25 protein-coding genes and 2 pseudogenes are annotated in these 26,579 nt (G+C 73.8%); 12 read left to right on the forward strand and 15 right to left on the reverse strand.

Annotated features, from left to right (window positions below):
- Positions 1–31: 31 nt before the first annotated feature.
- The 5 genes from AC0OO9_RS11700 to AC0OO9_RS11720 all read right to left on the reverse strand — a co-directional run bounded on the left by AC0OO9_RS11700 (position 32) and on the right by AC0OO9_RS11720 (position 4,313).
- Positions 32–133, reverse strand: a complete 102-nt coding sequence (locus AC0OO9_RS11700) for a 30S ribosomal protein bS22 (RefSeq protein WP_007465623.1) — start codon at positions 131–133, stop codon at positions 32–34.
- A gap of 216 nt (positions 134–349) precedes the next feature.
- Positions 350–559, reverse strand: a complete 210-nt coding sequence (locus AC0OO9_RS11705) for a helix-turn-helix domain-containing protein (RefSeq protein WP_007465625.1) — start codon at positions 557–559, stop codon at positions 350–352.
- A gap of 531 nt (positions 560–1,090) precedes the next feature.
- Positions 1,091–2,737 carry a hypothetical protein gene (locus AC0OO9_RS11710; protein WP_484517246.1) on the reverse strand — a complete coding sequence of 549 codons (1,647 nt, stop codon included), beginning with the start codon at positions 2,735–2,737 and terminating at the stop codon, positions 1,091–1,093.
- A gap of 207 nt (positions 2,738–2,944) precedes the next feature.
- Positions 2,945–3,523, reverse strand: a complete 579-nt coding sequence (locus AC0OO9_RS11715) for a TetR/AcrR family transcriptional regulator (RefSeq protein WP_421455094.1) — start codon at positions 3,521–3,523, stop codon at positions 2,945–2,947.
- Positions 3,516–4,313, reverse strand: coding sequence for an alpha/beta fold hydrolase (locus tag AC0OO9_RS11720; RefSeq protein ID WP_484517247.1), 798 nt, complete (start codon positions 4,311–4,313; stop codon positions 3,516–3,518). The genes AC0OO9_RS11715 and AC0OO9_RS11720 overlap by 8 nt, the downstream gene beginning before the upstream one ends.
- Before the next feature lie 56 nt (positions 4,314–4,369).
- Here AC0OO9_RS11720 and AC0OO9_RS11725 point away from each other — a divergent pair.
- A pseudogene (locus tag AC0OO9_RS11725) lies at positions 4,370–4,513 on the forward strand (VOC family protein); the annotation flags it as partial.
- A 1-nt stretch (position 4,514) separates the two neighbouring features.
- Here AC0OO9_RS11725 and AC0OO9_RS11730 read toward each other — a convergent pair.
- A complete protein-coding gene (locus AC0OO9_RS11730; RefSeq protein ID WP_484517248.1) occupies positions 4,515–5,435 on the reverse strand; it encodes a proline dehydrogenase family protein in 921 nt (306 codons plus the stop codon).
- 131 nt (positions 5,436–5,566) lie between these two features.
- On the opposite strand from AC0OO9_RS11730, the gene AC0OO9_RS11735 reads away from it, so the two are divergent.
- From AC0OO9_RS11735 to AC0OO9_RS11745, 3 genes are read left to right on the forward strand one after another with little or no spacing between them, the layout of a single operon-like run.
- Positions 5,567–5,836 carry a hypothetical protein gene (locus tag AC0OO9_RS11735; RefSeq protein ID WP_484517249.1) on the forward strand — a complete coding sequence of 90 codons (270 nt, stop codon included), beginning with the start codon at positions 5,567–5,569 and terminating at the stop codon, positions 5,834–5,836.
- A 1-nt stretch (position 5,837) separates the two neighbouring features.
- Entirely contained in the window at positions 5,838–7,004 is a 1,167-nt protein-coding gene (locus tag AC0OO9_RS11740) for a glutathionylspermidine synthase family protein (RefSeq protein WP_484517250.1), read from the forward strand.
- Positions 7,005–7,023: 19 nt separating this feature from the next.
- Positions 7,024–7,596 (forward strand): CGNR zinc finger domain-containing protein, encoded by a 573-nt coding sequence (locus AC0OO9_RS11745; RefSeq protein ID WP_132230792.1) that lies wholly within the window; start codon positions 7,024–7,026, stop codon positions 7,594–7,596.
- Between the two features lie 110 nt (positions 7,597–7,706).
- Here the strand turns inward: AC0OO9_RS11745 and AC0OO9_RS11750 are convergent, their stop codons facing one another.
- Together AC0OO9_RS11750 and AC0OO9_RS11755 are read right to left on the reverse strand one after the other, a co-directional pair.
- Positions 7,707–8,513, reverse strand: a complete 807-nt coding sequence (locus AC0OO9_RS11750) for a sugar phosphate isomerase/epimerase family protein (protein WP_484517251.1) — start codon at positions 8,511–8,513, stop codon at positions 7,707–7,709.
- Between the two features lie 77 nt (positions 8,514–8,590).
- Positions 8,591–9,535: a Ppx/GppA phosphatase family protein gene (locus tag AC0OO9_RS11755; protein WP_484517252.1), complete on the reverse strand. Its 945-nt coding sequence runs from the start codon at positions 9,533–9,535 to the stop codon at positions 8,591–8,593.
- Between the two features lie 74 nt (positions 9,536–9,609).
- Between AC0OO9_RS11755 and AC0OO9_RS11760 the strand changes: the two genes are divergently transcribed.
- Positions 9,610–10,419, forward strand: coding sequence for a DUF3109 family protein (locus tag AC0OO9_RS11760; RefSeq protein ID WP_132230790.1), 810 nt, complete (start codon positions 9,610–9,612; stop codon positions 10,417–10,419).
- A 56-nt stretch (positions 10,420–10,475) separates the two neighbouring features.
- Here the strand turns inward: AC0OO9_RS11760 and AC0OO9_RS11765 are convergent, their stop codons facing one another.
- On the reverse strand, positions 10,476–11,159 hold the full coding sequence (locus AC0OO9_RS11765) for a response regulator (RefSeq protein WP_392998164.1): 684 nt from the start codon (positions 11,157–11,159) through the stop codon (positions 10,476–10,478).
- A gap of 23 nt (positions 11,160–11,182) precedes the next feature.
- Positions 11,183–12,469: a sensor histidine kinase gene (locus AC0OO9_RS11770; protein WP_484517253.1), complete on the reverse strand. Its 1,287-nt coding sequence runs from the start codon at positions 12,467–12,469 to the stop codon at positions 11,183–11,185.
- A 319-nt stretch (positions 12,470–12,788) separates the two neighbouring features.
- Here AC0OO9_RS11770 and phoU point away from each other — a divergent pair, with 319 nt between their 5' ends.
- Positions 12,789–13,442, forward strand: a complete 654-nt coding sequence (phoU, locus tag AC0OO9_RS11775) for a phosphate signaling complex protein PhoU (protein ID WP_132230787.1) — start codon at positions 12,789–12,791, stop codon at positions 13,440–13,442.
- 76 nt (positions 13,443–13,518) lie between these two features.
- On the opposite strand, the gene AC0OO9_RS11780 is transcribed toward phoU, so the two are convergent.
- Positions 13,519–14,286 carry a phosphoglyceromutase gene (locus AC0OO9_RS11780; RefSeq protein WP_151453377.1) on the reverse strand — a complete coding sequence of 256 codons (768 nt, stop codon included), beginning with the start codon at positions 14,284–14,286 and terminating at the stop codon, positions 13,519–13,521.
- Between the two features lie 149 nt (positions 14,287–14,435).
- On the opposite strand from AC0OO9_RS11780, the pseudogene AC0OO9_RS11785 reads away from it, so the two are divergent.
- Both AC0OO9_RS11785 and AC0OO9_RS11790 read left to right on the forward strand, forming a co-directional pair.
- Positions 14,436–15,794, forward strand: a pseudogene (locus AC0OO9_RS11785) (MDR family MFS transporter); the annotation flags it as partial.
- A gap of 212 nt (positions 15,795–16,006) precedes the next feature.
- Positions 16,007–17,422: an MFS transporter gene (locus AC0OO9_RS11790; RefSeq protein ID WP_484517254.1), complete on the forward strand. Its 1,416-nt coding sequence runs from the start codon at positions 16,007–16,009 to the stop codon at positions 17,420–17,422.
- A gap of 460 nt (positions 17,423–17,882) precedes the next feature.
- Here the strand turns inward: AC0OO9_RS11790 and AC0OO9_RS11795 are convergent, their stop codons facing one another.
- The 3 genes from AC0OO9_RS11795 to mshA all read right to left on the reverse strand — a co-directional run bounded on the left by AC0OO9_RS11795 (position 17,883) and on the right by mshA (position 21,307).
- Positions 17,883–18,788, reverse strand: a complete 906-nt coding sequence (locus AC0OO9_RS11795) for a hypothetical protein (RefSeq protein WP_484517923.1) — start codon at positions 18,786–18,788, stop codon at positions 17,883–17,885.
- A gap of 468 nt (positions 18,789–19,256) precedes the next feature.
- Complete coding sequence (locus tag AC0OO9_RS11800; protein WP_484517255.1) at positions 19,257–19,802, reverse strand: type III secretion system chaperone family protein; 546 nt, start codon at positions 19,800–19,802, stop codon at positions 19,257–19,259.
- A gap of 140 nt (positions 19,803–19,942) precedes the next feature.
- Positions 19,943–21,307 carry a D-inositol-3-phosphate glycosyltransferase gene (gene mshA, locus AC0OO9_RS11805; RefSeq protein ID WP_484517256.1) on the reverse strand — a complete coding sequence of 455 codons (1,365 nt, stop codon included), beginning with the start codon at positions 21,305–21,307 and terminating at the stop codon, positions 19,943–19,945.
- A 182-nt stretch (positions 21,308–21,489) separates the two neighbouring features.
- Between mshA and AC0OO9_RS11810 the strand changes: the two genes are divergently transcribed.
- Entirely contained in the window at positions 21,490–22,251 is a 762-nt protein-coding gene (locus tag AC0OO9_RS11810; protein ID WP_484517257.1) for an SDR family NAD(P)-dependent oxidoreductase, read from the forward strand.
- Positions 22,252–22,274: 23 nt separating this feature from the next.
- Positions 22,275–23,072 carry a class I SAM-dependent methyltransferase gene (locus AC0OO9_RS11815; protein WP_484517258.1) on the forward strand — a complete coding sequence of 266 codons (798 nt, stop codon included), beginning with the start codon at positions 22,275–22,277 and terminating at the stop codon, positions 23,070–23,072.
- An 18-nt stretch (positions 23,073–23,090) separates the two neighbouring features.
- On the opposite strand, the gene AC0OO9_RS11820 is transcribed toward AC0OO9_RS11815, so the two are convergent.
- Complete coding sequence (locus AC0OO9_RS11820; protein ID WP_484517259.1) at positions 23,091–24,182, reverse strand: UDP-N-acetylmuramate dehydrogenase; 1,092 nt, start codon at positions 24,180–24,182, stop codon at positions 23,091–23,093.
- 70 nt (positions 24,183–24,252) lie between these two features.
- Between AC0OO9_RS11820 and AC0OO9_RS11825 the strand changes: the two genes are divergently transcribed.
- Positions 24,253–25,014: a maleylpyruvate isomerase family mycothiol-dependent enzyme gene (locus AC0OO9_RS11825; RefSeq protein WP_484517260.1), complete on the forward strand. Its 762-nt coding sequence runs from the start codon at positions 24,253–24,255 to the stop codon at positions 25,012–25,014.
- A gap of 242 nt (positions 25,015–25,256) precedes the next feature.
- Positions 25,257–26,558 (forward strand): ABC transporter substrate-binding protein, encoded by a 1,302-nt coding sequence (locus AC0OO9_RS11830; protein ID WP_484517261.1) that lies wholly within the window; start codon positions 25,257–25,259, stop codon positions 26,556–26,558.
- Positions 26,559–26,579 lie beyond the last annotated feature (21 nt).

Here is a 26,579-nt window from a genome sequence, read left to right on the forward strand (position 1 = left end):
CGACGGGAGCCGGGCCGGGACCCGGCCCCGGTCACTTGCCGAGACGGCGACGCTGGACGCGGGTCTTGCGCAGCAGCTTGCGGTGCTTCTTCTTAGCCATGCGCTTGCGGCGCTTCTTGACCACCGAGCCCATACGAAAGCCTTTCGATGCAACGTGCGGGGCGACCGGATGACGCCACGGTGTGGCGTCGGCGACCGCTTGCGGACAACGGACCGGACCAGCGGGGTAAGCGGCAGGGCGCACCTGCGGTCACGGTCGGGGTCCAGGGTAGCCGGAGAGCGTCAGCAGGACCAACGCGCCCCCGTCGATGCCCGTTACGTCGTGCTCGGACGACGGCCCGCGGGAGGGTCAGGCGGTCTCCTGAAAGGCGCCCCGCAGGTATTCGTGCACCGCGTGTTCGGGCACCCGGAACGACCGGCCGACCCGGACCGCGGTGAGCTCACCGCTGTGCACCAGGCGGTAGACCGTCATCTTCGACACCCGCATCACCGTCGCCACCTCGGCGACGGTGAGGAACTTGACCTCCGACAGCCGTCCGTCGGACTGCGACCCGGCCATGGCTCACCGACCAATCCCATGCCCGGCGCGTGCCACCGGACGGGTTCGTCCCGCCCGGACCGGCGACGCGCGTGTTACCAGTACGGTAGCGGGACGGCTGTGACCGGCGCGATCCCTTCGTACAACTGATCATGATTCTCGCCGGTGTCCACCCGACCGGTCGGTTCGTTGTCGAACCTGTTGCGCCCGGCGTCCGATCGGTCCTCGTCCGGGACACGCCGTCCGGGTCCGGGGCGGTCGGGACGCTGCCCGACGCACGTGGCCGCCGCGACGGTCGGAACCGGGCCGCCGCGCGGAAGGCGTCCGGTGGCTCCGGCGGCGCCACCGGAGCCACCGGACGGGTGCCCCGGGCCGCTTCCGGACGCGGACCGGGGCTCCGCGCTGGGAGCGGGCACCAGTGTGTCAGGTCGCCCGGCGCGGCCCGACAGCGGTCGATCATGAATGTCGGGGACCGCCCGGCCCGGCGCCAGCGGGGGGTCACGGCGCCGCCCGGCCCCTCAGCCACCACGGCCCCCAGCCGACCACGGCCCGTCAGCCGACGACGGCCCGGACGTACCCGACGCACTCGTCGTGCAGGGCGGACCAGGGTTCACCGAGGACCCGCTCGGCCGCCTGGTCCACGGGCGTGCGCTCGTGCACCACGGCCGCGAAGAAGGCGAGCAGCCGCTCCGGGCCGAACCGGTCGACCAGGTGCCGGACCGCCAGGTAGGAGACGCCGTAGCTGCCGCTGACCCGGTCGGCCGGGGCGTCGTCGGCCGGGCTGAGGCTGTCGAGCCGGCCGTCCCAGCCGCCGCCGAGCAGGCGCCGCACCTCGTCCAGTCCCGCGTACCGGTCGATCGGCTCGCCGTCGGCGCCCGCGTACTCGGCCAGCCCCTCCACCAGCCACCAGGTGCCCTTGCCCGGGTAGCCCCGCTCCGGCAGGGACGCGGCGTGGGTCAACTCGTGCCGGAGCAGGTCGTCCACCCCGCCGGGGACGAGCCCGTCGGCGTTGAGCACCACCTCGTGGTGGCCGCCGCCGACCGTGACCGCGTACCCGCCCGTCCACTTCGGCCGGCCGCCGCCGTACCAGCGCTGCCACTCGCCCCGGCCCGCGTAGAAGATCCGGTACCGGTCCGGCGTGCGGCCGCCCACGGCGTACGTGTCGGCGACCCGGGCGGCGGCCTCCGCCTGGGCCAGCAGGTCGGGCAGTTCCTTGCGCAGGGCGGGAGTGGTGGCCACGAGCGTACGCCGGCCGACGGCCACGGCCAGTTCGCTGACCTCCCACGGCCGGGTGCCGGTCTCGGCGGACCGGGACGGCTCCACGGCGAGCAGCCGGGGCCGCTCCCCCGCCCGCCAGCGGGTGCCGGTCAGCACGCGGCTGGTGCGGCAGTCCGGCGTGACGAAGCAGTAGCGGAACTCGACGAGCAACCGCCACTCGCCGGGCCGGCCCTCGACCGGCGTGGGCAGGCCGTTGGCGCCAGCCTGCCAGGCGGTCACCCGCAGCGCGCGCAGCGCGGCGTACCGGCGGCGCAGGTCCGGATGCGCGACCGGCTCCGCGACCGCCAGGAACCCGGCGCGGTCCCCGCCGAGCAGGGCGGCGGACTGCCGGGCCAGTTCGGCCGTCATCCGCTCGCCGAGCCGGCGGGCGGCCGCGGTGGCGGGGTCGTCGGCCGGCGCGGCGGACGCCCCCGGGGCCGGCGGGTCACCGGCGCGCACCAGGCCGGCCACCAGCGCCGCGGGCAGGCCACAGGCCAGCAGCAGTACGACCACCGCCAGCGCCACCCCGAGCGGCCGGATCCGTCGCGACGGCCGCTCGCTGCCCACCGCCACCGGAACGGCCGGCGCGGCGGGCTCGATCGTCCCGGCGGGGCCAGCGAGCTCGGCTCTCCCAGTGGGCGCGGCCTCCTGTACGGGCGCGGTCCGCTCGGCGGGGCCAGCCGGCTCCGCCCTCTCGGCGGGCTCGGCCTCAACCTCGGACTCGGTCTCGACAATGGACTCGGCGCCGTCAGTCGGCTCGGCCTCGACCGTGGGCCCGGCCCCGTCAGTTGGCTCGGCGCCGTCAGTCGGCTCGGCCTCGACCGTGGGCCCGGCCCCGTCAACGGGCCTGGGGCCGTCAGCGGGGTCGGCCTCTTCTGTCGCGGCGGCCGGCGTGCCGTCCGTCACCGGTCGGCCGTCCGTTCCGGGCTGCCCGTCAGTCACCCGCCGAAGGGTACGACCATCCGGCCGGCCGGGCGACCACGGCCCGGCGAGCCACGCCGCGTGGCAGCCCGGAGCGCGGCGGCAAACGGCGGCACGGCGACGGCACCCACCCCGGCCGGGCATCGCCGCGTCCAGGGTCCAGGGTCCAGCCCCACCGGCCGCCGACGGCCAGTTCCAGCGGGAAGGGCGGCAGCAGGCCCAGGGCCGTCAGCTGCGGTCCGCGCGGGGCCAGGACCGGAACGCGCCGTCCAGCGCGGCGACCAGATTGTCGAACGTGGCGCCGACGGCGCGGGGCATGCCGAAGCCGCCGGCCGCCTCCAGCGAGACGAACCCGTGCAGGGTGCTGCGCAGCATCCGGGTCGCGTCGACGGCGTCGTCGCCGTCGAGCCCGTAGCCCCGCAGGGTGGCCCGGATCGCCCCGACGGCCCGCTCGCCGGCGGCGACGTGTTCCGGGTCGGCCGGGTCCGGCACCCGCTGGGTGGCCGGATAGCGACCGGGGTGCCGGTGCGCGTACGCCCGGTAGGCGGCGGCGACGGCCCGCAGCGCGTCCCCGCCGGCCCGGCCCGCGGCGGCGGCGGTCAGTTCGTCGGCGAGCTCGGCGGTGGCCAGCGCGGAGAGCTTCTGGGCGAGCGCGTCGGCGCCCCGCACGTGCTTGTAGAGGCTCGGCAGCGCGACGCCGAGCCGGTTGGCCAGCGCGGCGAGGGTGAGCTGGTCGGCGCCGACCTCGTCGGCGAGCCGGGCCGCCTCGCGCACCACGCTCGCCTGGGTCAGCCCGGCCCTAGGCACCGGTGACCGCCAGGAACTCGGCGAGCTGGGCGGCGGTGCGCGCCGGCTGGTCGGCGTGTGGGTAGTGGCCGGAGTCGTCGATCATCCGTGCCTCGGCGGTGGCGAAGTGCCGGCGGGCCGCCCGCGCCCCGGCACCCGGGTCGCGGAAGTCCGGGTCCTTCGTGCCCATCAGCACCAGCACCGGCTGCCGGACCTCGCGCGCCCGCGCGGTCCAGTGCGGGTCGGCCGGCGCGATCACGCCGCGCATCGCCGCCATCCGGCCGGGCTCGCGCAGGGTGGCGACCATCGCCTTGCGGTACGCGGCGTCGTCGGCCGGCCGCTCGCACGGGAAGAGCGTGCGGTGGAAGAGCCCGAACAGCCGGGGGCTGCGCAGCACGGCGGCCAGGGCCACCCGCATGAACGGGTTGAGCTTCGGCTCCTCGGCGAACGGGGCGAGCTGGACGACGCCGTTGACCAGCGCGGGATCGTCGGCGGCGGCGAAGACCACTGCCGCCGCGCTGGACGAGCTGCCGACGAGGGTGGCCGGTCCGCCACCGAGGTCGCGGACCACCGCGAGCAGGTCGGCGCCGACCTGCGCCGGGGCGTACGACGGCCAGCCGGCGCTGGACGCGCCGTGCCCCCGTACGTCCACCGCCGCCACCCGGTGCCCGGCCGCCACGAGCAGCGGGACCAGGTGGCGGAAGGAGCCGCGGTTCTCGCCCATGCCGTGCGAGAGGACGACGAGCGGCCCCTGCCCGTGCACCTCGTAGGCGATCCGCCCGCCGTCCCGCTCCACATAGCTAACTGTCATAACTGCAAAGCTAATGCAGTTAGCCAGCGCCGTCAAGGGCTGACCGCACCAGGTCGCACGAACTCGTCCGGCAACGGGAACGGGCCGGCGGGACGAGGGTCTCCGCCGGCCCGTACTGGGACCCGCTGGGGGGGGTGACGGTGGCCGATCCGGACGGCTACCGCATGGTGCTGAGCACCCGGGGCTGGTCGAACGGCTGACCTACTTCTTCGACAGCACGGCCCGGCCGAAGAACATCAGGTTGGCCGGGCGCTCGGCGAGCCGGCGCATCAGGTAGCCGTACCAGTCCTCGCCGTAGGGCAGGTAGGTCCGCACGGTGTAACCCTCGCCGGCCAGCCGGGCCTGCTCCTCCGGGCGGATGCCGTAGAGCATCTGGAACTCGAAGCGCTCGGGACCACGGTCGAACCAGCGGGCCCGGTCCTCCCCGATGGCGATCAGGCGGGGATCGTGGGTGGCCAGCATCGGGTAGCCGTCGCCGGACATGAGGATGTTCATGCACCGCACGTAGGACTTGTCCACCTCGCGCGTGGACTGGTAGGCCACCGACTCCGGCTCCTTGTACGCGCCCTTGCACAGCCGGACCCGGGAACCGGCCGTGGCCAGCTCGCGGCAGTCCGACTCCGTCCGCCGCAGGTACGCCTGGAGCACGGCGCCGGTCGACGGGTGGTCCTTGCGCAGCTTGGCGAGGATGTCGAGCGTCGAGTCGGTGGTGGTGTGGTCCTCCATGTCCAGGGTGACCGTGGTGCCCGCCTCCTCGGCGGCGGCGCAGATCGCCCGCGCGTTGTCGTAGGCGAGCTGCTCGTCGAACATCTGGCCCAGCGCCGACAGCTTGACGCTCACCTCGGCGGCCGGGGTGAGCCCCGCCTCGGCGAGCCGCCGGAGCAGCCCGACGTACTCGTCGCGGGTGGCGGTGGCCTGTTCGGGGGTGACGGTGTCCTCGCCGAGGTTGTCGAGGGTGACCGCGAGACCGTCGTCGACGAGTTCGCGGGTCGCGCGCAACGCGTCGTCGGTCTTGGCGCCGGCGACGAACCGGCGGACGAGGTCCCGCGTGAACGGGGCCGTCGCGACGAGCCGCTCGACCTGGGGTGACCGGGAGGCGGCGAGGATGACGGTACGGAGCATGGACCGAGCGTAACGCCCGCCGGTGGCCCCGCGCGGGGCAGCGGGCGCAGCCTCGGCCGCCAGGTCCCAACACCGTCACAGGCACCCACCGGGGGCGGACGGCGGTGGCCCCCATCGGTTACAACGATGACGTGGAACAACGCCCCCGCCGCCGGCTCCGGTCGGCCTCCGTGCAGCTCGGCGCGCTCACCGTCCTCGCGCTCACCCTCTCCGGCTGCAACATGTCCTCGGACGACGACGATGACGACTGCGCCCTCGGCCCCGTGGGCGGCGGCGAGACGGTGGCCCTGGCGCTGCGGACGCCCACGGTGACCGCCGGGCGCACCGCGCCGGAACCGGCCGCCGCGGCGGTGCCCGACCGGGGCGGCTTCGGCACCCACCTCGCCTCCTGCGGCGGCTGAGGTGCGCCGGGAGTCGGTCACCCCCCGCCCGGACTGGGACGCCACGATCCGCTCCCAGGGCCTGGTGTACGTCGACACCGAGCTGCCCGACGGCGGCATCATGTCGTACTGGGACGAGACCGCCGCGTACGCGTTCGAGCTGGACGAGGTGCTGCGGCTGGAGGAGGCGACCGAGGAGCTGCACCGGATGTCGGTCGCCGCGGCCGAGCACGTCGTCGCGCGTAACCGCTACGCCGAGTTCGGCATCCCCGCCTGGGCGGCCGAGGCCGTGGCCCGGTCGCTGCGCGAGGCGCCGCCCACCCTCTACGGGCGCTTCGACCTCGCCTACGACGGCAGCTGGCCGCCGAAGATGCTGGAATACAACGCCGACACCCCCACCGCGCTGGTCGAGGCGAGCATCATCCAGTGGTACTGGCTGGAGCACACCCGGCCGGAGCTGGACCAGTGGAACAGCCTGCACGAGCGCCTCGTCGAGGCCTGGGCGAAGATCGGCGCGGGGCTGCACGACCGCCGGGTGCACGTGCTCTGGTCCAACGAGGAGGAGTCCGGCGAGGACCACATGACCGCCGGCTACCTCGCCGAGACCGCCCGACAGGCCGGGCTGGAGGTCACGCTCCAGCCGATCCAGCGGCTCGGCTGGGACGGCCGCCGCTTCGTCGACGCGGCCGACCAGCCGGTCACCACCTGCTTCAAGCTCTACCCCTGGGAGTGGATGCTCGCCGAGCCGTACGGGCCGCTGGCGCTGGAGCCGGGCACCCCGACGACCTGGATCGAGCCGGCGTGGAAGCTGCTGCTCTCGAACAAGGCGCTGCTCGCCGTGCTCTGGGAGCTGTACCCGGGCCACGAGCTGCTGCTGCCGGCGTACCTCGACTCGCCGCGCGGCATGACCGAGTACGTGGCCAAGCCGCTGCTCGGCCGCGAGGGCGGCTCGGTGCGGATCGTCACCGGCGACACCGAGATCACCAACCCGGGGATCTACGGCGACGAGGGCTGGTGCTACCAGGAGTTCCGGGCGCTGCCGGAGTTCGCCGGCAACCGGATGGTGCTGGGCAGCTGGATCGTCGACGGTGAGTCGGCCGGGGTGGGGGTGCGGGAGAGCGCGAGCCTCATCACCGACGGCTACGCGCGGTTCCTGCCGCACTACATCGACGCGCCACGGGTCCCCTGAGTCGTCTACGGTTGTGGGCGTGAACTTCGACGCGTACGCCCGGACCGGCGTTGACCTCGTCAACGCCCGCCTGGACGACCTCGACGACCTCCGGGCCCTCTTCCCCGACGACAACGCGTGGATGCGCGACGAGGTGGCGGAACGGGACCTCGCGACATTCCGGCGGGCGCAGAAGCGCTTGCGCGACGTCTTCGAGTACGGCACATCCGGGCGGGACGCCCAGGCGGTGACCGAGCTCAACGCGCTGCTGGAGGCGTTCCCGGTGCAACCCCGCATCTCGGGGCACGACTCCAGCGACTGGCACATGCACGTGACCAGCCGGGGCGCCTCGGTGAGTGCCGAATACCTGGCCGGCGCCGCCTGGGGGCTGTCGGTCTGGCTCTGCGAATACGGCAGCGCCCGGTTCGGGGTGTGTGCCGACGACCGCTGCGGCAACGTCTACCTGGACACCTCGTCCAACTGCTGCCGGCGGTTCTGCTCGGAACGCTGCGCCACCCGCTCGCACGTGGCCGCCCACCGCGCCCGCAAGCGCGCGGCCATCGGCGAGCAGGCCGGCGTGAGCAGCAAGGAATCGCTAAGCACGACCGTCTGACGCCGTTCCCGGCCGGCGCCCTCGCGCCGGCCGGGCGCGGCGCGGCGGCCCTCCGGGCGTCCACCGGGCACGGCGCGGCCTTCAGGCGCCTACCCGGCACGGCGCGGCGTTCAGGCGTCGACCGGGGACGGGGTGCCGAGGTGCTGGCGGGCGAACGCCAGCGACTCCCGCAGGTCGGCCTCCCGCACGGCGCGGCTCTTCGCGCCCCGGGTGGTGACCTCCACGGCGACCGAGCCGGTGAAGCCGCGCCCGGCCAACGAGGAGAGCACCTCGCCGCAGGGCTGGGTGCCGCGCCCCGGCACCAGGTGCTCGTCGCGGCCCTCGCCGGTGCCGTCGCCGAGGTGCACGTGGGCCAGGTTGGCCCCCATCCGGTCGGCCATCGCCAGCGAGTCGGTGTGCGAGGCGGCGCAGTGCGACAGGTCGAGCGTGTAGGAGTCGTACCCCGTCTCGGTCGGGTCCCAGCCCGGGACGTACGGCACGAACTGCCGCCCCGCCATCCGGACCGGGTACATGTTCTCGACCGGGAAGCGCAGGTCGGGGTGGTCGGCGGCGATCGCGGCGAGCCCGTCGGCGAAGTTGCGCGCGTAGTCCCGCTGCCAGGTGAACGGCGGGTGCACCACCACGGTGGGCGCCCCGAGCGTCGCCGCCAGCTCCGCGGAGCGGCGCAGCCGCTCCCACGGGTCGGGGCTCCACACCCGCTGCGTGACCAGCAGGCAGGGCGCGTGGACGGAGAGCACCGGGACGCCGTAGTGCTCGGCGAGCCCGCGTAGCGCGCCGGCGTCCTGGCTGACGGCGTCGGTCCAGACCATCACCTCGACGCCGTCGTAGCCGAGCGCGGCGGCCAACTGGAACGCCGCCGCGGTCCGCTCAGGGAAGACCGAGGACGTGGACAGGAGCACGGGGACGCGGGAAGTCACACCATCGAGGGTAGCCGGGGTCCATCGACACCTCGTGACGAGAGACCGCAAACCGCCCAGATCACACTGCTTTCCTCTTACACCGGACCCAGCTGGTCCAGGTGGCGCAGGATCACGCCCTCGCGCAGCGCCCAGGGGCAGATGTCCAGCGCGTCCACGTCCAGCTGGCGCAGCACCGCCTCGGCGACGACCGCCCCGGCGAGCAGCTGGTGGGCCCGGCCGGCGCTGACCCCCTCCAGCTCGACGAGCTGGGCCGGCGGGATGTGCCGGATGAACCCGAGCACCTGGCGCAGCCCGGCGCGGGTGAGCCGGCGGGGCGCCCACAGGCCCGCGCCGGAGGGCGCCGCGCCGGCCAGCCGGGCCAGCGTCCGGAACGTCTTCGAGGTGGCCACCGGCCGCTCCCAGCCCACCGCGGTCAGCTGCGCGACGACGGGTTCCAGCAGCCCGTCGACGTACGCCCGCAGCTCGTCGACCGCCTCGGCCGGCGGCGGCGCCGCGCTGTCGGGGGCCACCCGGAGCCGGTCCCGGGTGAGCCGGCCGGCGCCGAGCGGCAGGGAGACCGCCACGGCCGGGTCCTCGTCGATGCCGGCCGCGAGTTCCAGCGAGCCGCCGCCGATGTCCAGCACCAGCAGCCGGCCCGCCGACCAGCCGAACCAGCGCCGCACCGCGAGGAAGGTCAGCCGCGCCTCGTCCGCACCCGGCAGCACCTCCAGGCGTACGTCGGTCTCGTCGCGCACCCGCGCCAGCACCTCGGCGGCGTTGGTGGCGTCGCGGACGGCGGAGGTGGCGAACGCGATCAGGTCCTCGGCGCCCAGCCCCGCGGCGGCCGCCTTGGCCATGCCGACCGCCTTGACCAGCCCGTCCGCGCCGGCCTCGGTGATCGCGCCGTCCGGGCCGATCTGCTCGGCCAGCCGCAGCACGACCTTCTCCGAGTGCGCCGGCCAGGGGTGCGCCCCGTGGTGGGCGTCGACCACCAGCAGGTGCACCGTGTTGGAACCGACGTCGAGGACACCCAGTCGCATGCTGAAGACACTAGGGCCAACCGGATTGCGCGGCTCGGCGGACCGGCGGGGGCACCGGGCGTACGCTGGGCCGGGTGACAGGCCAGATCGAACTCCGTGTGCTGGTGGACGACCCGGACGACCCCCGCAGCCGCGAGGTGCCCCTGGACTTTCCCCGGGAGTGGATCGAGTTCGCCGACCCGGCGGACGACAACCATCTCATCCGGGCCGACCTGACGTGGCTGCTCTCCCGCTGGACGTGCGTCTTCGGGCGGGGCTGCCACGGCATCGTCGCCGGTCGGGCCGCCGACGGCTGCTGCTCGCACGGCGCGTTCTTCACCGACTCCGACGACGAACAGCGGGTCCGGGCCGCGGTCAAGCGGCTGACCCCGGCGACGTGGCAGCACTTCCGGCGCGGGTTCAAGAACTGGACGGAGAACGACACGATCGACGGCAAGAACTCCGCCCGCCGTACCGCCACCCAGGAGGCGGACGGGCCGTGCGTCTTCCTCAACGACGCCGGCTTCCCGGGCGGCGCCGGCTGCGCCCTGCACGCGCAGGCGCTGCGCGACGGGGTGCACCCGCTGGAATACAAGCCCGACGTCTGCTGGCAGCTGCCGATCCGCCGCGACCAGGAGTGGGTCAAGCGGCCGGACAACACGAAGGTGCTGGTCTCCACGCTCTCCGAGTTCGACCGGCGGGGCTGGGGCGCCGGCGGGCACGACCTGGACTGGTGGTGCACGTCGTCCACGGACGCGCACGTCGGCAGCGAGCCGATGTACGTCTCCTACGGCCCGGAGCTGACCGCGCTCGTGGGCGCCCCCGCGTACGCGAAGCTGGCCGAGGTGTGCGGGGCGCGCAGGCGGCAGGGCATGGTCGCCCCGCACCCCGCCGACGGCGCCTGACCGACCGACGACGACGGGGCCCGCGCGCGGCGCGGGCCCCGTCGTGCGTACGCCGGTCAGGGCTCGAACTTGTAGCCCAGACCCCGCACGGTGACGATGAAGCGCGGCGCGGACGGCTCCGGCTCGACCTTGGAGCGCAGCCGCTTGACGTGCACGTCGAGGGTCTTGGTGTCGCCGACGTAGTCGGCCCCCCAGACCCGGTCGATGAGCTGGCCCCGGGTGAGCACCCGGCCCGCGTTGCGCAGCAGCAGCTCCAGCAGCTCGAACTCCTTGAGCGGTAGCTGGACCGGGGCGCCGTCGACGGTCACCACGTGCCGTTCGATGTCCATCCGGACCGGGCCGGCGGCCAGCGTCGGCCCGCCCGACTCGGCGGCCTCGGCGCTCTGCCGCCGCAGCACCGCCCGGATCCGGGCGACCAGCTCCCGGGGCGAGTACGGCTTGGTCACGTAGTCGTCGGCGCCGATCTCCAGGCCGACCACCTTGTCGATCTCACTGTCCCGGGCGGTGACCATGATGATCGGCACGTGCGAGCGCTGCCGGAGCTGCCGGCACACCTCGGTGCCGGACATCTCGGGCAGCATCAGGTCGAGCAACACGATGTCGGCGCCGGTCCGGTCGAACTCGGTGAGGGCGTCGGTCCCCGTCGCGGCGACGGACACCTCGAAACCCTCCTTGCGGAGCATGTACGACAGGGCGTCGGAGAACGACTCCTCGTCCTCGACCACCAGTACGCGGCTCAACGGGACTTCCTTTCCATGTGCTGTCAGGCCTGCCGGAGCTCGGCCGGACCGGCCTCGATCCCAGCGGGCGGCGGTGTCGCCAGGCCCTCGTCGGGGGGACGGGTGGGCAGCCGGAGGGTGAACGTCGATCCACCACCAAGAGTGCTCGACACCTCCACCCTTCCGCCATGGTTGCCGGCGATGTGTTTCACGATGGCCAGCCCGAGGCCGGTGCCGCCGGTCGACCGGGACCGGGCCTGGTCGGCCCGGTAGAACCGCTCGAAGATCCGGTCCACGTCGGTCGGGGCGATCCCGATGCCCTGGTCGGCGACGGAGATCTCCACGTGTTCGTCGGCGGCGCGGGCGGTGATCCGGACGGTGGTGTCCTCGCCCGAGTAGTTGACGGCGTTCTCCACCAGGTTCGACACGGCCGTGGCGAGCTGGGTGTCGCTGCCGTGGACGGTCAGGCCCCGTTCGGCGTCGACGGCCACCTCGATCCGGCGGGCGGCGGCTGAGGTGCGGGTCCGGTCGATCACCTCGGCGATCACCCAGTCGATCGCGACCGGCTCCGGGGGCGGCTGCGGCTCGGCGCCCTGGAGGCGGGTCAGCTCCAGCAGCTCCTGCACCAGGCGGCCCAGCCGGGTCGACTCGTGCTGGATGCGTTCGGCGAACCGACGCGCGGCGACCAGGTCCTCGGAGAGGTCGGGCGCGCCCGCCCCGGCGGGCTCGGTGGCGTCCAGCAGCGCCTCGGCGAGGAGCTGCAGGGCCCCGATGGGGGTCTTGAGCTCGTGGCTGACGTTGGCGACGAAGTCGCGGCGGACCCGGGCCAGCCGGTGCGACTCGGTCACGTCCGAGGCCTCGACGGCGATGAAGCCCGCGCCGATCCCCATCGCCCGCAGGTGCACCCCGAGCGGGTTCACCCCGGCGTTGTCGCGGCCCCGCGGCAGGTCCAGCTCTATCTCGCGCCGCACGCCGGTGCGGCGCACCTGCCCGGCGAGCGTACGGATCAGCGGGTGGGCGGCGATCGAGCCCTGGGTGGGGCCGGTGCGGAGCAGCCCCATCGCGCGGGCGGCCGGGTTGACCAGGACGGGCAGGTCGTCGGGGTCGAGCACGACCACGCCGGCCCGTAGGGAGTCGATGGTCCGGCGGCCGATGCCGGACTGCGGATCCTCGGCTATCGGGAGCCTCCCGGAGGTGTGGGGGAAGCCGGACCGGCTCCCCGCCCGCGTGGCGCGTTCGCGCAGCGCCGGAACGAGCCGGGGCAGCAGCACCCCGGCGACCAGTCCGACCGCCAGCCCCACGGCCACCGCGACCGTCACCGCCCATTCCACCCGGCGATCGTAGGGTCATTGTTAACCTGGCAACCACCACAAATAGGATGAATCACCTTCGCTTCCGGCAAAGTTCACTCCCGCGTCCGGCGTCGTTCACCGAGGTTCACCTCGGGTCTCCCCGCCCGACCTACCGTTGGCGGCGCACCTGCTCCCGGCCGGTCCGGGGCCGGCGCACCTGCTCCCGGCCGGTCCGGGGCCGGCGCACCTGCTCCCGGCCGGTCCGGGGCCAGCGCCCCTCGCCCTCGCCACGGAGCCGGCGACCGTTGCGCCGGCCCCGGGCGGGGCGACCGACAACCAGCGACCACAGGACGTGACAATGCGCGACGAGTTCCGGGCTGACCTCCAGATCGTCAGCCAACTGCTGGTGGACATGGCGGAAGGGGTCCGGGCCGCGATGCGGCAGGCCACCCACGCCCTGCTCACCGCGGACCGCCGGGCGGCCGAGACGGTGATCGAGCGGGACGCCGAGATCGACGAGCTCTACCGGCACGTCGAGGAGCGGGTCTGCGACCTGCTCGCCCGGCAGGCCCCCGTCGCCTCCGACCTGCGCGCGATGATCACCGCGCTGCACGTCGCGGCCGACCTGGAGCGGATGGGCGACCTGGCCGACCACGTCGCCAAGACCGCCCTGCGCCGGCACCCCTCGCCGGCCGTACCGGCGGAGCTGCGGCCGACCTTCACCGACATGGCAGCCATCGCCGACCGGATGGCCATCAAGATCGGCTCGGTGCTCGCCAAGCCCGACGCCGACCTCGCCGCCGAACTCGACGGCGACGACGACGCCATGGACGACCTGCACCGCAGCCTGTTCGGGCTGCTGCTCGGCGAGGACTGGCCGTACGGGGTGGAGACCGCCATCGACGCCACCCTGCTCGGTCGCTTCTACGAGCGCTTCGCCGACCACGCCGTCAACGCCGGCGAGCACGTGGTCTACCTGATCACCGGCCAGACCACCCCCACGGCCGGCTGAGGTGAGGGTGTAAGAAAGGGCCCCTTCCTGACGCATAGCGTCAGGAAGGGGCCCTTTCTTACACCTGAAACGTGCGTCAGCGGCCCTGGTTGGCCACCGCGGCGGCGGCCGCCTTGGCGGCGGTCGGGTCGAGGTACGTGCCGCCCAGGGTGAGCGGGCGCAGCTGCGGGTCCAGGTCGTAACGCAGCGGGATGCCGGTGGGGATGTTCAGCTTGGCGATCGCCTCGTCGGAGATCTGGTCCAGGTGCTTCACCAGGGCGCGCAACGAGTTGCCGTGCGCGGCCACCAGCACCGTACGGCCGGCCAGGATGTCCGGCACGATCGAGTCGTACCAGTACGGCAGCATCCGCTCGACGACGTCCTTGAGACACTCGGTACGCGGCATCAGCTCGCCCGGCAGCAGCGCGTAACGCGGGTCGCCGACCTGCGAGAACTCGTCGTCGTCCGCGATCGGCGGCGGCGGCGTGTCGTACGAGCGGCGCCAGAGCATGAACTGCTCCTCGCCGTACTCCTCCAGGGTCTGCTTCTTGTTCTTGCCCTGGAGGGCGCCGTAGTGCCGCTCGTTGAGCCGCCACGACCGACGCACGGCGATCCAGTGCCGGTCGGCGGCGTTGAGCGCCAGCTCGGCGGTGCGGATCGCGCGGCGCATCACGCTGGTGTGCACCACGTCCGGCAGCAGGTCGTGCTCGCGCAGCAGCTCGCCGCCGCGGCGCGCCTCGGTCTCGCCCTTCTCGGTCAGGTCGACGTCGACCCAGCCGGTGAAGAGGTTCTTGGCGTTCCAGTCGCTCTCGCCGTGCCGCAGCAGGACCAGCGTCCCGACGGTGGGCCCCTCGCTAGCAGTCATGCCGATCATCCTGCCGCACGTCGCCGGGCGACGCGCGGGCGGTGGTCGTGACGACCACCACGTGGAAAATGCGCTGCCCGGAGATCCGGCCTGCCACTAGGTTGTAAGGCGCAACAATCAAGACGGTCATTACGGGCGGGGGCGCCGACGTGCGGACGATGCAGGGCTGGTTCCGGGACACCACCGGCGGGCTACCGGTCACCTTCTGGTACCTGTGGGCCGGCACCCTGATCAACCGGCTCGGCTCGTTCGTCCTGGTCTTCCTGGCCATCTACCTGACGCAGGAGCGCGGCTTCTCCGCGTCGCAGGCCGGGCTGGTGCTCGGCCTGTGGGGCGTCGGAGGGGCGCTCGGCACCACTGCCGGCGGCACGCTGAGCGACCGCTGGGGCCGCCGGCCCACCCTGCTCACCGCGCATCTCGGCGCGGCCACCATGATGCTCGCCCTCGGCTTCGCCCGGGAACTGTGGGCCGTGGCGCTCGGCGCCCTGCTGCTCGGCATGTTCGCCGAGGCGGCCCGGCCCGCGTTCGGCGCGATGGTGATCGACGTGGTGCCGGAGAAGGACCGGCTGCGCGCATTCTCGCTGAACTACTGGGCGATCAACCTCGGCTTCGCCAGCGCGGCGATCCTCGCCGGCCTCGCCGCCGAGGTCGGCTTCCTGCTGCTCTTCGTGGTCGACGCGACCACCACCGTGATCACCGCACTGGTCATCTTCCTCAAGGTCGGCGAGACCCGTCGGGCCCCCGCCGGCGGGGGTGGCCAGCGGGGCTCCGGCGCCCCGGTCGGGGCGCTGCGCACCATCCTGCGCGACCGGGTCTTCCTCGGCTTCGTGACGCTCAACCTGTTCGCCGCGCTGGTCTTCCTCCAGCACATCTCGATGCTGCCGATCGCCATGGGCGACTCCGGGCTTAGCCCCACCACCTACGGCTCGGTCATCGCGCTCAACGGGGTGCTGATCGTGGTCGGCCAACTCTTCGTACCCCGGCTGATCAGGGGCCGGAGCCGGTCGCACGTGCTCGCCCTGGCGTCGGTGGTGATGGGCGTCGGGTTCGGGCTCACCGCCTTCGCCGACACCGCCTGGTTCTACGGCCTGACCGTGCTGGTCTGGACAGTCGGTGAGATGCTGAACTCGCCGTCCAACGCCACCCTGATCGCCGAACTCTCCCCCGCCGAGCTGCGCGGCCGCTACCAGGGCGTCTTCTCGCTCTCCTGGCAGGGGGCCGCCGCGGTCGCGCCAGTCCTCGGGGGCCTGGTCCGGGAGCAGGCCGGCAACGCCCAGCTCTGGTTCGGCTGCGCCGCCATCGGCGGGCTGATGGCGCTCGCCCACCTGATCTCCGGCCCGGCCCGGGAGCGGCGGGCCACGCTGCTGCTGACCAGCACCGGTCCCGTCGTGCCGGTGGTGGCGATCCGCCCGCCCGCCCCGCAGGCCGCCGAGGCGGCGGCGACGGCCCCCGCCGAGCCGATCGGTCCGGCAGGGGACGACGATCTGCCGGACGAGGGCCCGGGGCGGCCGGTCGGCCCGGCAGGGAGCGACGGCGTGCCGGACAGGGGCCCGGGGCGGCCGGTCGGCCCGGCACGGGGCGACGGCCTGCCGGACAGGGGCCCGGGGCGGGCGCCGGAGCCGACGGGAGCGCGGTGACCAGCGACACGCTGGCGCGGCAGCCCTCGGCTTCCTACGGTCGAGGACGCTTCGGTTAGGAAACAGAACTGTCGGGAGGACGGGTGCGGGCCCTGCGCCGCTGGCTGGACGACACCGCGGGCGGGCTCCCCGCCACCTTCTGGTACCTCTGGGCCGGCCTGCTGATCAACCGGGCCGGCGCGTTCGCGATGCTCTTCCTGTCGCTCTACCTGACCGAGGCGCGGGGAGCGAGCGAGGCACTCACCGGCACGGTCGTCGGGGCGTACGGGCTGGGCGGGGCGGGCGGCGTGCTGCTCGGCGGGGTGCTGGCCGACCGGTGGGGTCGGCGGTCCACCCTGCTCGCCGCCCATCTGGCCACCGCCGGACTGATGGTCGGGCTGGCCTTCAGCCGGCACCTGATGATGATCGCGGCGCTCGCCGCCCTGGTCGGGGTGGCGCACTCGATGCCCAGTCCCGCCTTCGTGGCGGCGATCGTCGACGTGGTGCCCGAACGGCGACGCTCCCGGGCCTTCAACCTCCAGTTCTGGGCGTTCAATTTGGGTATGGCGGTGGCCTCGCTGCTGGCCGGTCTCCTCGCCGAGGCGAGCTTCGTCGCGCTCTTCCTGGTCGACGCCGCCGCCACCGCGCTCGCGGCGGCGGTCATCGCCTGGAAGGTCCCGGAGACGCTCCCCCGCCGCGCCGCCAGGGCTGCCCCGATCTTGGACACTTCCCGCTCCGACGGGACGGAAAGTGTCCAAGATCTTGGGCTGGCACCGGTCCGCGGCAGCGGAGCGGTGACGCGGCGGGCGGGGCGCGGGCAGCGGCCGGGGTGGCGGCGGCCAGCGGAGCAGCAGCAGCGGGTGGGGCGGGTGCGGCAGCCGGGGCTGCACACTGCGCTGACCGACCGCACCTTCCTCACCTTCGTGGGCCTGACCTTCGTGTTGGCCGTGCTGACCATGCAGACGTCGACGATCATGCCCCTGGCGATGAGGTCGGACGGCCTGCGCCCGTCGGCGTACGGGGCGGTGGTGGCGCTCGGCGGAGTGCTGATCGTGCTCGGGCAGCTCTTCGTACCACGGCTGATCGAACGGCACCGCAAGGACCGCGTCCTGGCCGTCTCCACCGCGCTGCTGGCGCTCGGCTTCGCCACCCTCGCGTTCGCCGACGACGTGGCGGTCTACCTGGCCGCAGCGGTGGTCTGGACGGTCGGGCAGATGCTCGCCGCGCCGCCCAACGCGCAGATCAACGCCGACCTCGCCCCGCTCGAGCTGCGGGCCCGCTACCAGTCGGTGTTCTACCTGGCCTTCCCTGCGGCGTCGTTCGTGGCGCCCACCCTGGGCGGGGTCAGCCTCCAGTACCTCGGGGACCGGCACTGGCTCATCGTCGGCGGGCTCGGGCTGCTGGCCGCCGGCTGCCACCTGCTCGCCGGCCCACCCCGCGAACGCCGCGTAGCCGCCCTCCGCCAGCTCTCCGCCCCCCTCCCCCCGCCTCCGACCCCCACCCCGTCCTCGGTGCGGTGATCGTGAGGTTGGCGGCGCCCCCGAGGGAGATCGACATCGCCCACCGCCAGGCGGCAGACGGGGAGAAAAGTCAAAGGGGTGGGGACAGCAGAACGCCCACCGCGACTCGTGATCGCGATGGGCGTTCGCACCGTATGACCGGCGGCGGCGGGCGAAGCCCACCCCCGTAGGCGTCGCCCGCTCGCGCCGCCGGTCCAAACAGGTGGCCACCGTCCCCCAACGGTGTTGTTCCACCCGTCCCCTGCGCCTCACTCGGTGCACGGATCTGATCGATCCACCGCTCCCCCGAACGGTTCCAAGCGTGGCGCGGTGCAATAAAGTTAGTTCGCCCGGGATTACGAAGACAACCTGGAAGGGCTGTCTCGCCGGTCACAGCTCCGGTGTCCCACCGCGAGTACCGTCACTTCGGGCCTCGGTGGTGGCCAACAGCGCTTACCCGTCGACCATTCCCCCAAACACGTCAGGCGTCCTCACGATCGGGCGATTCCGTACGGAAGAAGTTGCTCGGCCGGCCGTCACGGAGCTGCTCCTGGTAGATCAGGTTCAGCTTCCGCTCGTCGAAGGTCCGGAACCACTCGTCCCAGGTGATCTCACGTACCCGGCTGCTCTCGCGGTAACCGGGCATGTTGAAGGTGAGCACGCCGGCCCGCCCCTCCCGCTCGGTCCCCGCGATCGTCGCCGGTGCGGCGCCGCGCTCCCGCGCCCAGTTGCGGATCACGTCGTGGTTGGTGGTCACCAGGCTTCGGCCGGGGCGCTCCGGCCGGTCGGCGGTGGACGAGATGAGCTGCGAGGAGCGCACCGACCGCGAGGTGCTCCGCCCGGTCCGGACACCGGTCGCCGTACCGCCGCGCGTCGTGCCCGCCCGCGACGACGCCGACGCGCGGGCCGCCGTGGACTTCCGGGCCGCCGGCGTGGTCTTCTTCGCCGGGGCCGCCTTCGCGGCGGCCTTCCTGGCCGGAGCCCGCTTCGCCGCAGCCGTCTTCTTCGCCGCCGGAGCCCGCTTCGCCGCCGCCGTCTTCTTCGCCGCGGGTGCCCTCTTCGCCGCCGCCGTCTTCTTCGCCGCAGCCTTCTTCGCAGCCGCCTTCTTCGCCGGAGCGGCCTTGTTCGCCGCCTGTGCCCGGCCCGGGGCGGCCTTGTTCGCCGCCCGGCCCGACGCCGCCTTCTTCGTGGCGGCGGCCCGTCCGGCGGACGCCCGCGTTCCCGTCGCCCGACCGGCGGGCCCGGTGCTGCGACGCGCGGCACCGCCCGAGGGACGCTCCGCCCGCAGGGTCTTCGCCAGCGTCTTCACCAGTTCCGGCTTGCGCAGGGCGGAGATGCCGGAGACCCCGCGCTTGCGCAGTTGCCCCCGGATCTCGTCCACCTTCATCCCGGAGATCTCGGATTCGGAGATCGACGGGGTGTTCGGGGTCTGGTTGCCCGGCTGCCGTTTCGTCCTGGTCGCAGTCCCGCCGCGACCTGAGCTGTTCCGCTGAGCCATGGGACGCTCACGCTCCTCGACAGTTGGTCCTCGGCGCGCGGCGGGTCCCAGTGCCGCACCGCGCGGTGCGGCATACCCGTCAGGACCGGTCCGAACCTCCGACCGGGGCACCCGTGGTCCAGGCCCGGGCGACGAGCGCGGCCAGGACCATCCCGGCGAGCACGGCCCGAGGCGGTCGCCGGCGACACTCCCGGTCGGCCCGGCGGCACCGGTACGGCCCGACGGCATCCGACTCCCCGGCGGCACCAGGCTGCCCGACAGCATGCAACTGCCGGCGGCACCGGTACGGCCTGACGGCACCAGGCCGCCCGACGGCATCCGAATGCCCGGCCGCGGCCGAATTCCGACGGCGACCGACTACCCGGCAGCGCCCGGCTGCCCGGCCGCGCCCGGCTGCCCGGCCGCGCCCGGGGAGGGCTCGAAGAGGTGGGCGAACGCCGCGAGGTTGGCGGTGGACTCGCCCCGCTTGACCCGCCACTCCCACTCCCGCCGGATCGAGCTGCCGAAGCCGATCTCCAGCATCGTGTCGAAGGACTCGTCGGCGTACGTCAGCACCGCGCCCAGGAGCCGGTCCAGCTCGTCGGCGTCGATTCCGGCCGGGTTGACGCGACCGGTCAGGTAGACGTCGCCGACCGCGTCGACGGAGAAGGACACGCCGTACATGCGGGCGTTGCGCTGCAACAGCCAGGCCCACAGCTCCTCGCGCCGCTCGTCCGGCTGGCGCATCACGAACGCCTCGATCCGCAGCGCGTGCTCGCCGAGGATGAGGTTGCAGACCGTCTTCAGCTTGTGGGTGCCCGGCAGCGTGACCGCGTACGAGCCCGGGCCGGTCGACTCCCAGGCCAGCTCCCGCTCGTCGCAGACCGACTCGATCAGGGCCGCAAGATCACTCTTCCCGCTCATCGGATCCACTCTACGGCCGGCACCGCCCCGGCACCGGACGACGACGGCCGGTACGAGAGCGGCCGGCCCAGGCAACGACGGTCGGCACCAGGCAACGGGGGTCGGCGCGCGACCGTGGGCAGGCGGTCGCGCGCGAGTGGTCACCAGGAGCAGGACATCGCCGGGCCGCAGGCCAGCTCGGAGGCGAGCCGGGCCCGGTGCGCGGCGATCGCCTCGCCGTAGACGGTGAGCAGCCCGGAGGCGGTGCGGTGCCAGGAGAAGTTGCGGGCGTGCCGCGCGGCGCCCCGGGCCAGCTCGGCGCGGTGGGGCCGGTCCGGCAGTAGGCGGCCTAGCGTACGGGCCCAGTCGGCCGGGTCGTGGCCGTCGATCAGCACGCCGCTGACCTGGTCCCGCACGGCGGTCACGAGGCCGCCGACGGCGGCGGCCACCACGGGCGTACCGCAGGCCTGCGCCTCCAGCGCGACCAGGCCGAAGGATTCGTTGTACGACGGCACCGCGACCAGGTCGGCGGCCCGGTACAGGGCGGGCAGGTCGTCACCGGTCTGCGGGGGCAGGAAACACACCCGGTCGGCGACGCCGAGCGTGCCGGCCAGCTCCATCAGGGCGGTCGGCCGGTCCAGCCCGCTGCCGCTGGGGCCCCCGCAGATCACCACGGTCACCTGGTCGGCGAGGACCGGGTCGCGCTCGCGCAGCGCGGCCACCGCGCGGATGAGCACGTCCGGGGCCTTCAGCGGCTGGATGCGGCCGACGAAGGCCACCACGTAGCCGGTGGCGGGCAGCCCGAGCCGGCGGCGGGCCTCGACGGCGACCCGGTCGCGGTTGCCCGGGGCCGGGCGGAACCGGTCCAGGTCCACGCCGGGCTCGACCACGGCGACGCGCGCCGGATCGGCGTCGTACCGGTCGATGAGGTCGCGGGCCTCGACCTTCGTGTTCGCGACCAGCCGGTCGGCCTCGGTGACCACCTGTTCCTCGCCGATGACGCGGGCCTTCGGTTCGGGGCGGTCCCCCGCGGCGAGCTGGGCGTTCTTGACCTTCGCCAGCGTGTGCGCGGTGTGCACCAGCGGCACCCCCCAGCGCTCCTTGGCCAGCCAGCCGACCTGGCCGGAGAGCCAGTAGTGGGAGTGGATCAGGTCGTAGTGGCCCGGGGGCCGGGACGCCTCGGTGCGGAGCACGCCGGCGGTGAAGGCGCAGAGCTGCCCCGGCAACTCCTCCTTGGTGAGCCCTTCGAGGGGGCCGGCGGTGACGTGCCGGACGTGCACGCCGGGCGCCGTCTCGACCACCGGGGGCAGGTCGCCGGAGGTGGCCCGGGTGAAGATCTCCACCTCGACGTCCGCCTCGGCCAGCCGCCGGGCGACCTCCAGGATGTAGACGTTCATGCCGCCGGCGTCGCCGGTGCCCGGCTGGTGCAGGGGTGAGGTGTGCACCGAGAGCGTCGCGATCCGCCGGGGGCGGGGCCACGGTCGCGCACCGCGCTGACGACCCACACCGGTGTGCAACTCCGCCACGTCCGCTCCCCTTTGTCACGGTTTATGCCGTCCGCACGCCCGGCGCCCTTCGGACAACGTCCCCGGCCGATGTCATCTTCCCCATCGGGCACCCGTAATGCGCCGGGGCGGCGCCCGGGCGTGACGGACCTCATCACCACGCCGCCCGCACCCGCCCCGGTGGCCCGGGGGAGAATGGCCGGATGACCTCTGTCGCCGTCGTCACCGGAGCTTCCAGCGGAATCGGGGCGGCCACCGCCCGCCGGCTCGCCGCCGAGGGGTTCCACGTCCTCGCCGCCGCGCGGCGTACCGACCGGTTGGCCGCCCTGGTGGCCGAGATCGAGGCCGCGGGGGGCGCGGCCACCGCCGTGGCCTGCGACGTCACCTCCGACGAGTCGGTGGCCGGTCTGGCCGGTGCGGCGACGGCCCTGGGCCCGGTCACCCTCCTGGTCAACAACGCCGGCGGCGCGCGCGGCCTGGACCCGGTCGAGTCCGGGTCGGTCGGCGACTGGCAGTGGATGTACGACGTCAACGTGCTCGGCACGCTGCGCGTCACCCAGGCGCTGCTGCCCGCCCTGGAGGCGTCCGGGGCCGGCACCATCGTCGTCGTCTCCTCGACCGCCGGCTTCACCGTGTACGAGGGCGGGGGCGGCTACGCCGCCGCGAAGCACGCGCAGACGGCGATCGCCGGCACGCTGCGACTGGAACTCTGCGGCCGACCGGTGCGCGTGATCGAGATCGACCCGGGCATGGTCCGCACCGACGAGTTCGGGTTGGTCCGCTTCGCGGGGGACGCCGAGCGGGCGGCGGCGGTCTACGCCGGGGTCGAGGAGCCGCTGGTCGCCGAGGACGTCGCCGACTGCGTCGCCTGGTGCGCGACGCGCCCGCAGCACGTCAACGTGGACCGCCTCGTCGTACGGCCGCTGGCCCAGGCCGCCCAGCACAAGGTGCACCGGGTCGGCTGAGCCGGCCCGGACGGTCGCGGACGATGGCGGGCACGGCGCGGCACCGGCCGCTGGGCGTGGTGACCCGGGGGACGACAAACCCGAACCGGCTCCGCCGGGTGGACAACTGGATCGTCGAGACCTGCGGGGAGGCGCTGCGCGGGGCGGCCGACCCGCTGGTGGTGGACCTCGGCTACGGCGCCAGCCCGGTGACCGCCGTCGAGCTGCGCGCCCGGCTCGCCACCGCGGTCCGCCCCGATGTGCGGGTCGTCGGGCTGGAGATCGATCCGGTACGCGTCGCCGCCGCCCAACCCTCCACCGACCCGCCCCGGCTCACCTTCGCCCGGGGCGGGTTCGAGCTGGCCGGGCTGCGGCCCGCCCTGGTCCGCGCGTTCAACGTCCTGCGCCAGTACGACGAGCGCGAGGTCGCCGACGCCTGGCGCACCATGACCGCCGGGCTGGCCCCGGGCGGGCTGCTGGTCGAGGGCACCTGCGACGAGTTGGGGCGGCTCGGCGGCTGGCTGCTGATCGACGCCGACGGCCCCCGTACGCTGACCCTCGCCGCGAAGCTCACCACCCTGGAGACTCCGGCGGAGCTGGCCGAGCGGCTGCCCAAGGCGCTGATCCACCGCAACGTCCCCGGCGAGCGGGTCCACGACCTGATCCGCGCGCTCGACGACGCCTGGCACGCCGCCGCCGGCTACGCCCCGTTCGGCCCGCGCCAACGCTGGCTGCACGCGGTCTCGGCGGTCCGTACGGCGGGCTGGCCGGTCCTGGACGGCCCCCGTCGCTGGCGCCACGGCGAACTCACCCTCCCCTGGCCCGAGATCGCCCCCACCTGACGGCTGCCCGGCGGCGGGTCAGATGGTGCAGTTGATGAGGATCGGTTCGGGGTGCAGGGTCACGCCGAAGCGGTCGTGGACGCCGTCGCGGATCTCCCGGGCCAGCTCGACCAGGGACGCGGTGCTGGCGGTGCCGCTGCGGTTGGTCAGGGCGAGGGTGTGCTTGCTGGAGATGGCGACGCCCTCCGGCCCCGCGTGGCCCTTGCCGAAGCCGGCCCGGTCGATCAGCCAGGCGGCGCTGACCTTGACCATGTCCCCGGGGCAGGGCCATGACGGCGGCTCGCCGAGGTCGGCGGCGCGCTCGCGCAGCAGCTCGTACGCGGCGGCGTCCAGCACGGGGTTGGTGAAGAACGAGCCGACCGAGCGGGTGTCCGGGTCGGTCGCGTCGAGCACCATGCCCTTGCCGGCGCGCAGCCGCAGGACCGTGGCCCGGGCGTCGGCCAGCGGCACCCGGTCCCCCACCTGTACGCCGAGCGCCCGGGCCAGTTCCGCGTAGCGCACGGGGCCGGACAGCGGCGAGCGGGCGAGCCGGAAGTCGACGGAGAGCACCACCCAGCGGTCGCTGTACTTGAAGATGCTGGACCGGTACGCGAACCCGCAGTCGGCGGCGTCGATCCGCCCGACGGTCCCCTCGACCCGGTCGTGGACTTCGACGCCGAGGATGGTCTCGGCGACCTCCTGGCCGTACGCGCCGACGTTCTGGATGGGGGTGGCGCCGGTCGAGCCGGGGATGCCGGAGAGGCACTCCAGGCCGGACCAGCCGTTGGCGACGGTGGTGGCGACCAGCTCGTCCCAGGGCTCGCCGGCCTCGACGCGTACGGTGACGGTGTCGGTGTCCTCGGCGACCACCCGCACGCCCCGGGAGCGCACCAGGACGACGGTGCCGGGGAAGCCGGCGTCCCCGATCACGACGTTGCTGCCCCCGGCGAGGAGCAGGACCTGCTCGTCGCGCCCGGCCGCCTCCCGCACGGCCCGCACGATCGCGTCGGCGTCGGTGCCGGCGACGACACGGCCGGCGGGACCGCCCAGGCGTAGGGTGGTGTATCGCGCCAGGTCGCACGTCGTGGCGGGTTCGGTTCCGGTTGTCGGCTGGGCGTAGACGTCTGACACGCCTTTCACCCTAGGCTGAGGGGTAGCCGTGGCGCCCACTGGTGGCCCGGTCACCCCCGGGAGGATGGCGATGAGCAGACTGCACGCAACGAAGGACTTCTGGTTGGGAGCGCTCCGGGCGGAGGGCCCGGCGTTCGCCGCCGCCGTGGCGGAAGCCCCGCCGGAGACACCGGTGCTGTCCTGTCCCGGCTGGACGGTCGCCGACCTGACCCTGCACCTCACCTCCATCTACCGCTGGGTGCACTCGTTCGCGGGCACCGGCGCGGCCACCCCGTCGCCCGGCAGGTCCGAGCCGGTCGAGCTGGAGCCGGGCGTCGCCCCGCTCCAGCTCTGGCAGCAGGCGTACGACCAGCTGATGACCCTCTTCGACGGCCTCGACCCGGAGGCCCCGGCGTGGAACTGGGCGCCGCAGCCGAAGAAGGCGGGCTTCTGGCCGCGCCGGATGGCGCACGAGACCGCGGTGCACCGGTGGGACGCCCAGCTCGCCATCGCGGCGGGCGAGCCGGTCGAGGCGAAGCTCGCCGCCGACGGGGTGAGCGAGATCCTGGACACCTGGCTGCCGGCCGGTCGGCGCCGCACGGCCGGCCAGTGGCGCGGGGTGGTGCAGATCTCCGCGGTCGACGCCGGTCAGGAGTGGTTCCTGCGGCTGCGCGGCGAGGGCGTGGCGCTGCTCGACACGGCCACCATCTTCGACCATGACGACCACCACGCGCGGGCGCAGGTCAGCGGCACCGCGAGCGACCTGCTGCTGGCGCTCTGGGGCCGGGTCGGCCTCGACACGCTGGACGTGGCCGGCGACCGGGCCCTGCTGGAGGGCCTCCGCGTCGGCTGATCCACCGCCGCGCGGAGCCGGGCCCCGAGGGCTCCGCGCAGTCCCACCGCAACGTACGACGAGAGTGGCCGCCCGGCACAGGCGGCCACTCTCTTTGCGTCCGGTCTCGATCGACAACCAGGAGAGAGCGCTCTCTTGACACCGGACCGGACCAACCACCACCCTGTCGTGAGAGCGCTCTCTCAGCTCTGCTCCACCACCTGCCTCACCACCTCAGACGACCTGAGAGGGGTCCGACCGATATGGGTGTCTTTCCGCGCCGCCGCCTGGCGGCGGTGGCCCTCGTCGCCGCCACCGCGCTGTTCGCCACCGCCGGCTGCGCCGGCGACGAACCCGCCGAGGACGGCAAGATCACGTTGACCGTGGACGTGTTCAGCCAGTTCGGCTATGAAGAGCTCTACAAGGAGTACATGGCCAGCCACCCGAACGTGAAGATCGTCGAGCGTGGCACGGGCACCAACCTCGACGACTACTCGCCGAAGCTGACCCAGTGGCTCGCCGCCGGCAAGGGCGCGGGCGACGTCGTCGCCATCGAAGAGGGGTTGATGGTCGAGTACAAGGCCAACCCCGACAACTTCGTCAACCTGCTCGACCACGGCGGAGCCGAGCTCCAGGGCAACTTCCTGGAGTGGAAGTGGAAGGGCGGGATGACCCAGGACGGCAAGCTGATCGGCCTGGGCACCGACGTCGGCGGCATGGCCATGTGCTACCGCACGGACCTGTTCGCCAAGGCCGGCCTGCCCACCGACCGCGAGTCCGTGTCGAAGCTCTGGCCGACCTGGCAGGACTACGTCAAGGTCGGTGAGCAGTTCAAGGCGAAGAACACCGGCGCCGCGTTCCTGGACGCCGCGACCAACATCTTCAACACGATCGTGCTCCAGACGGCCGGCAACGCGCAGGGCTACCACTACTACGACACCAGCGGAAACCTGGTGGTGGACAGCAACCCGGCGGTCCGGCAGGCCTGGGACACCACCATGGACATCATCGACTCCGGCCTCTCCGGCAAGTACGGCTCCTGGTCCGAGGAGTGGGTGTCTGCCTTCAAGCAGGCCAAGTTCGCCACCATCGCCTGCCCGGCCTGGATGACGGGCGTCATCGAGGGCAACGCCGGCGCCGAGGCCAAGGGCAAGTGGGACATCGCCCGGGTGCCCGGCAACGGCGGCAACTGGGGCGGCTCGTGGCTCGCCGTGCCGACCCAGAGCAAGCACCGCGCCGAGGCCATCGAGCTGGCGAAGTTCCTGACCAGCGCCAAGGGCCAGATCGGGGCGTTCAAGGCCAAGGGCCCGCTGCCCTCCTCGCCGCAGGCGCTGGCCGACCCCGCGATCGTCGACGCCAAGAACGCGTACTTCTCCGACGCCCCCGTCGGGCAGATCTTCGGCGAGGGCGCCAAGACGCTGAAGCCCGTCTACATGGGGCCGAAGAACCAGGCCGTCCGCACCGAGGTCGAGAACGCCGTCCGGACGGTGGAACTGGGTCAGCGCAAGCCCGATCAGGGCTGGACGGACGCGGTCAACAACGCGAAGAAGGCCGCCGCCAAGTAGCCCGAGCCGGAGTGCGGGCGG

It is taken from the genome of Micromonospora sp. USAFONa4, assembly GCF_057197825.1.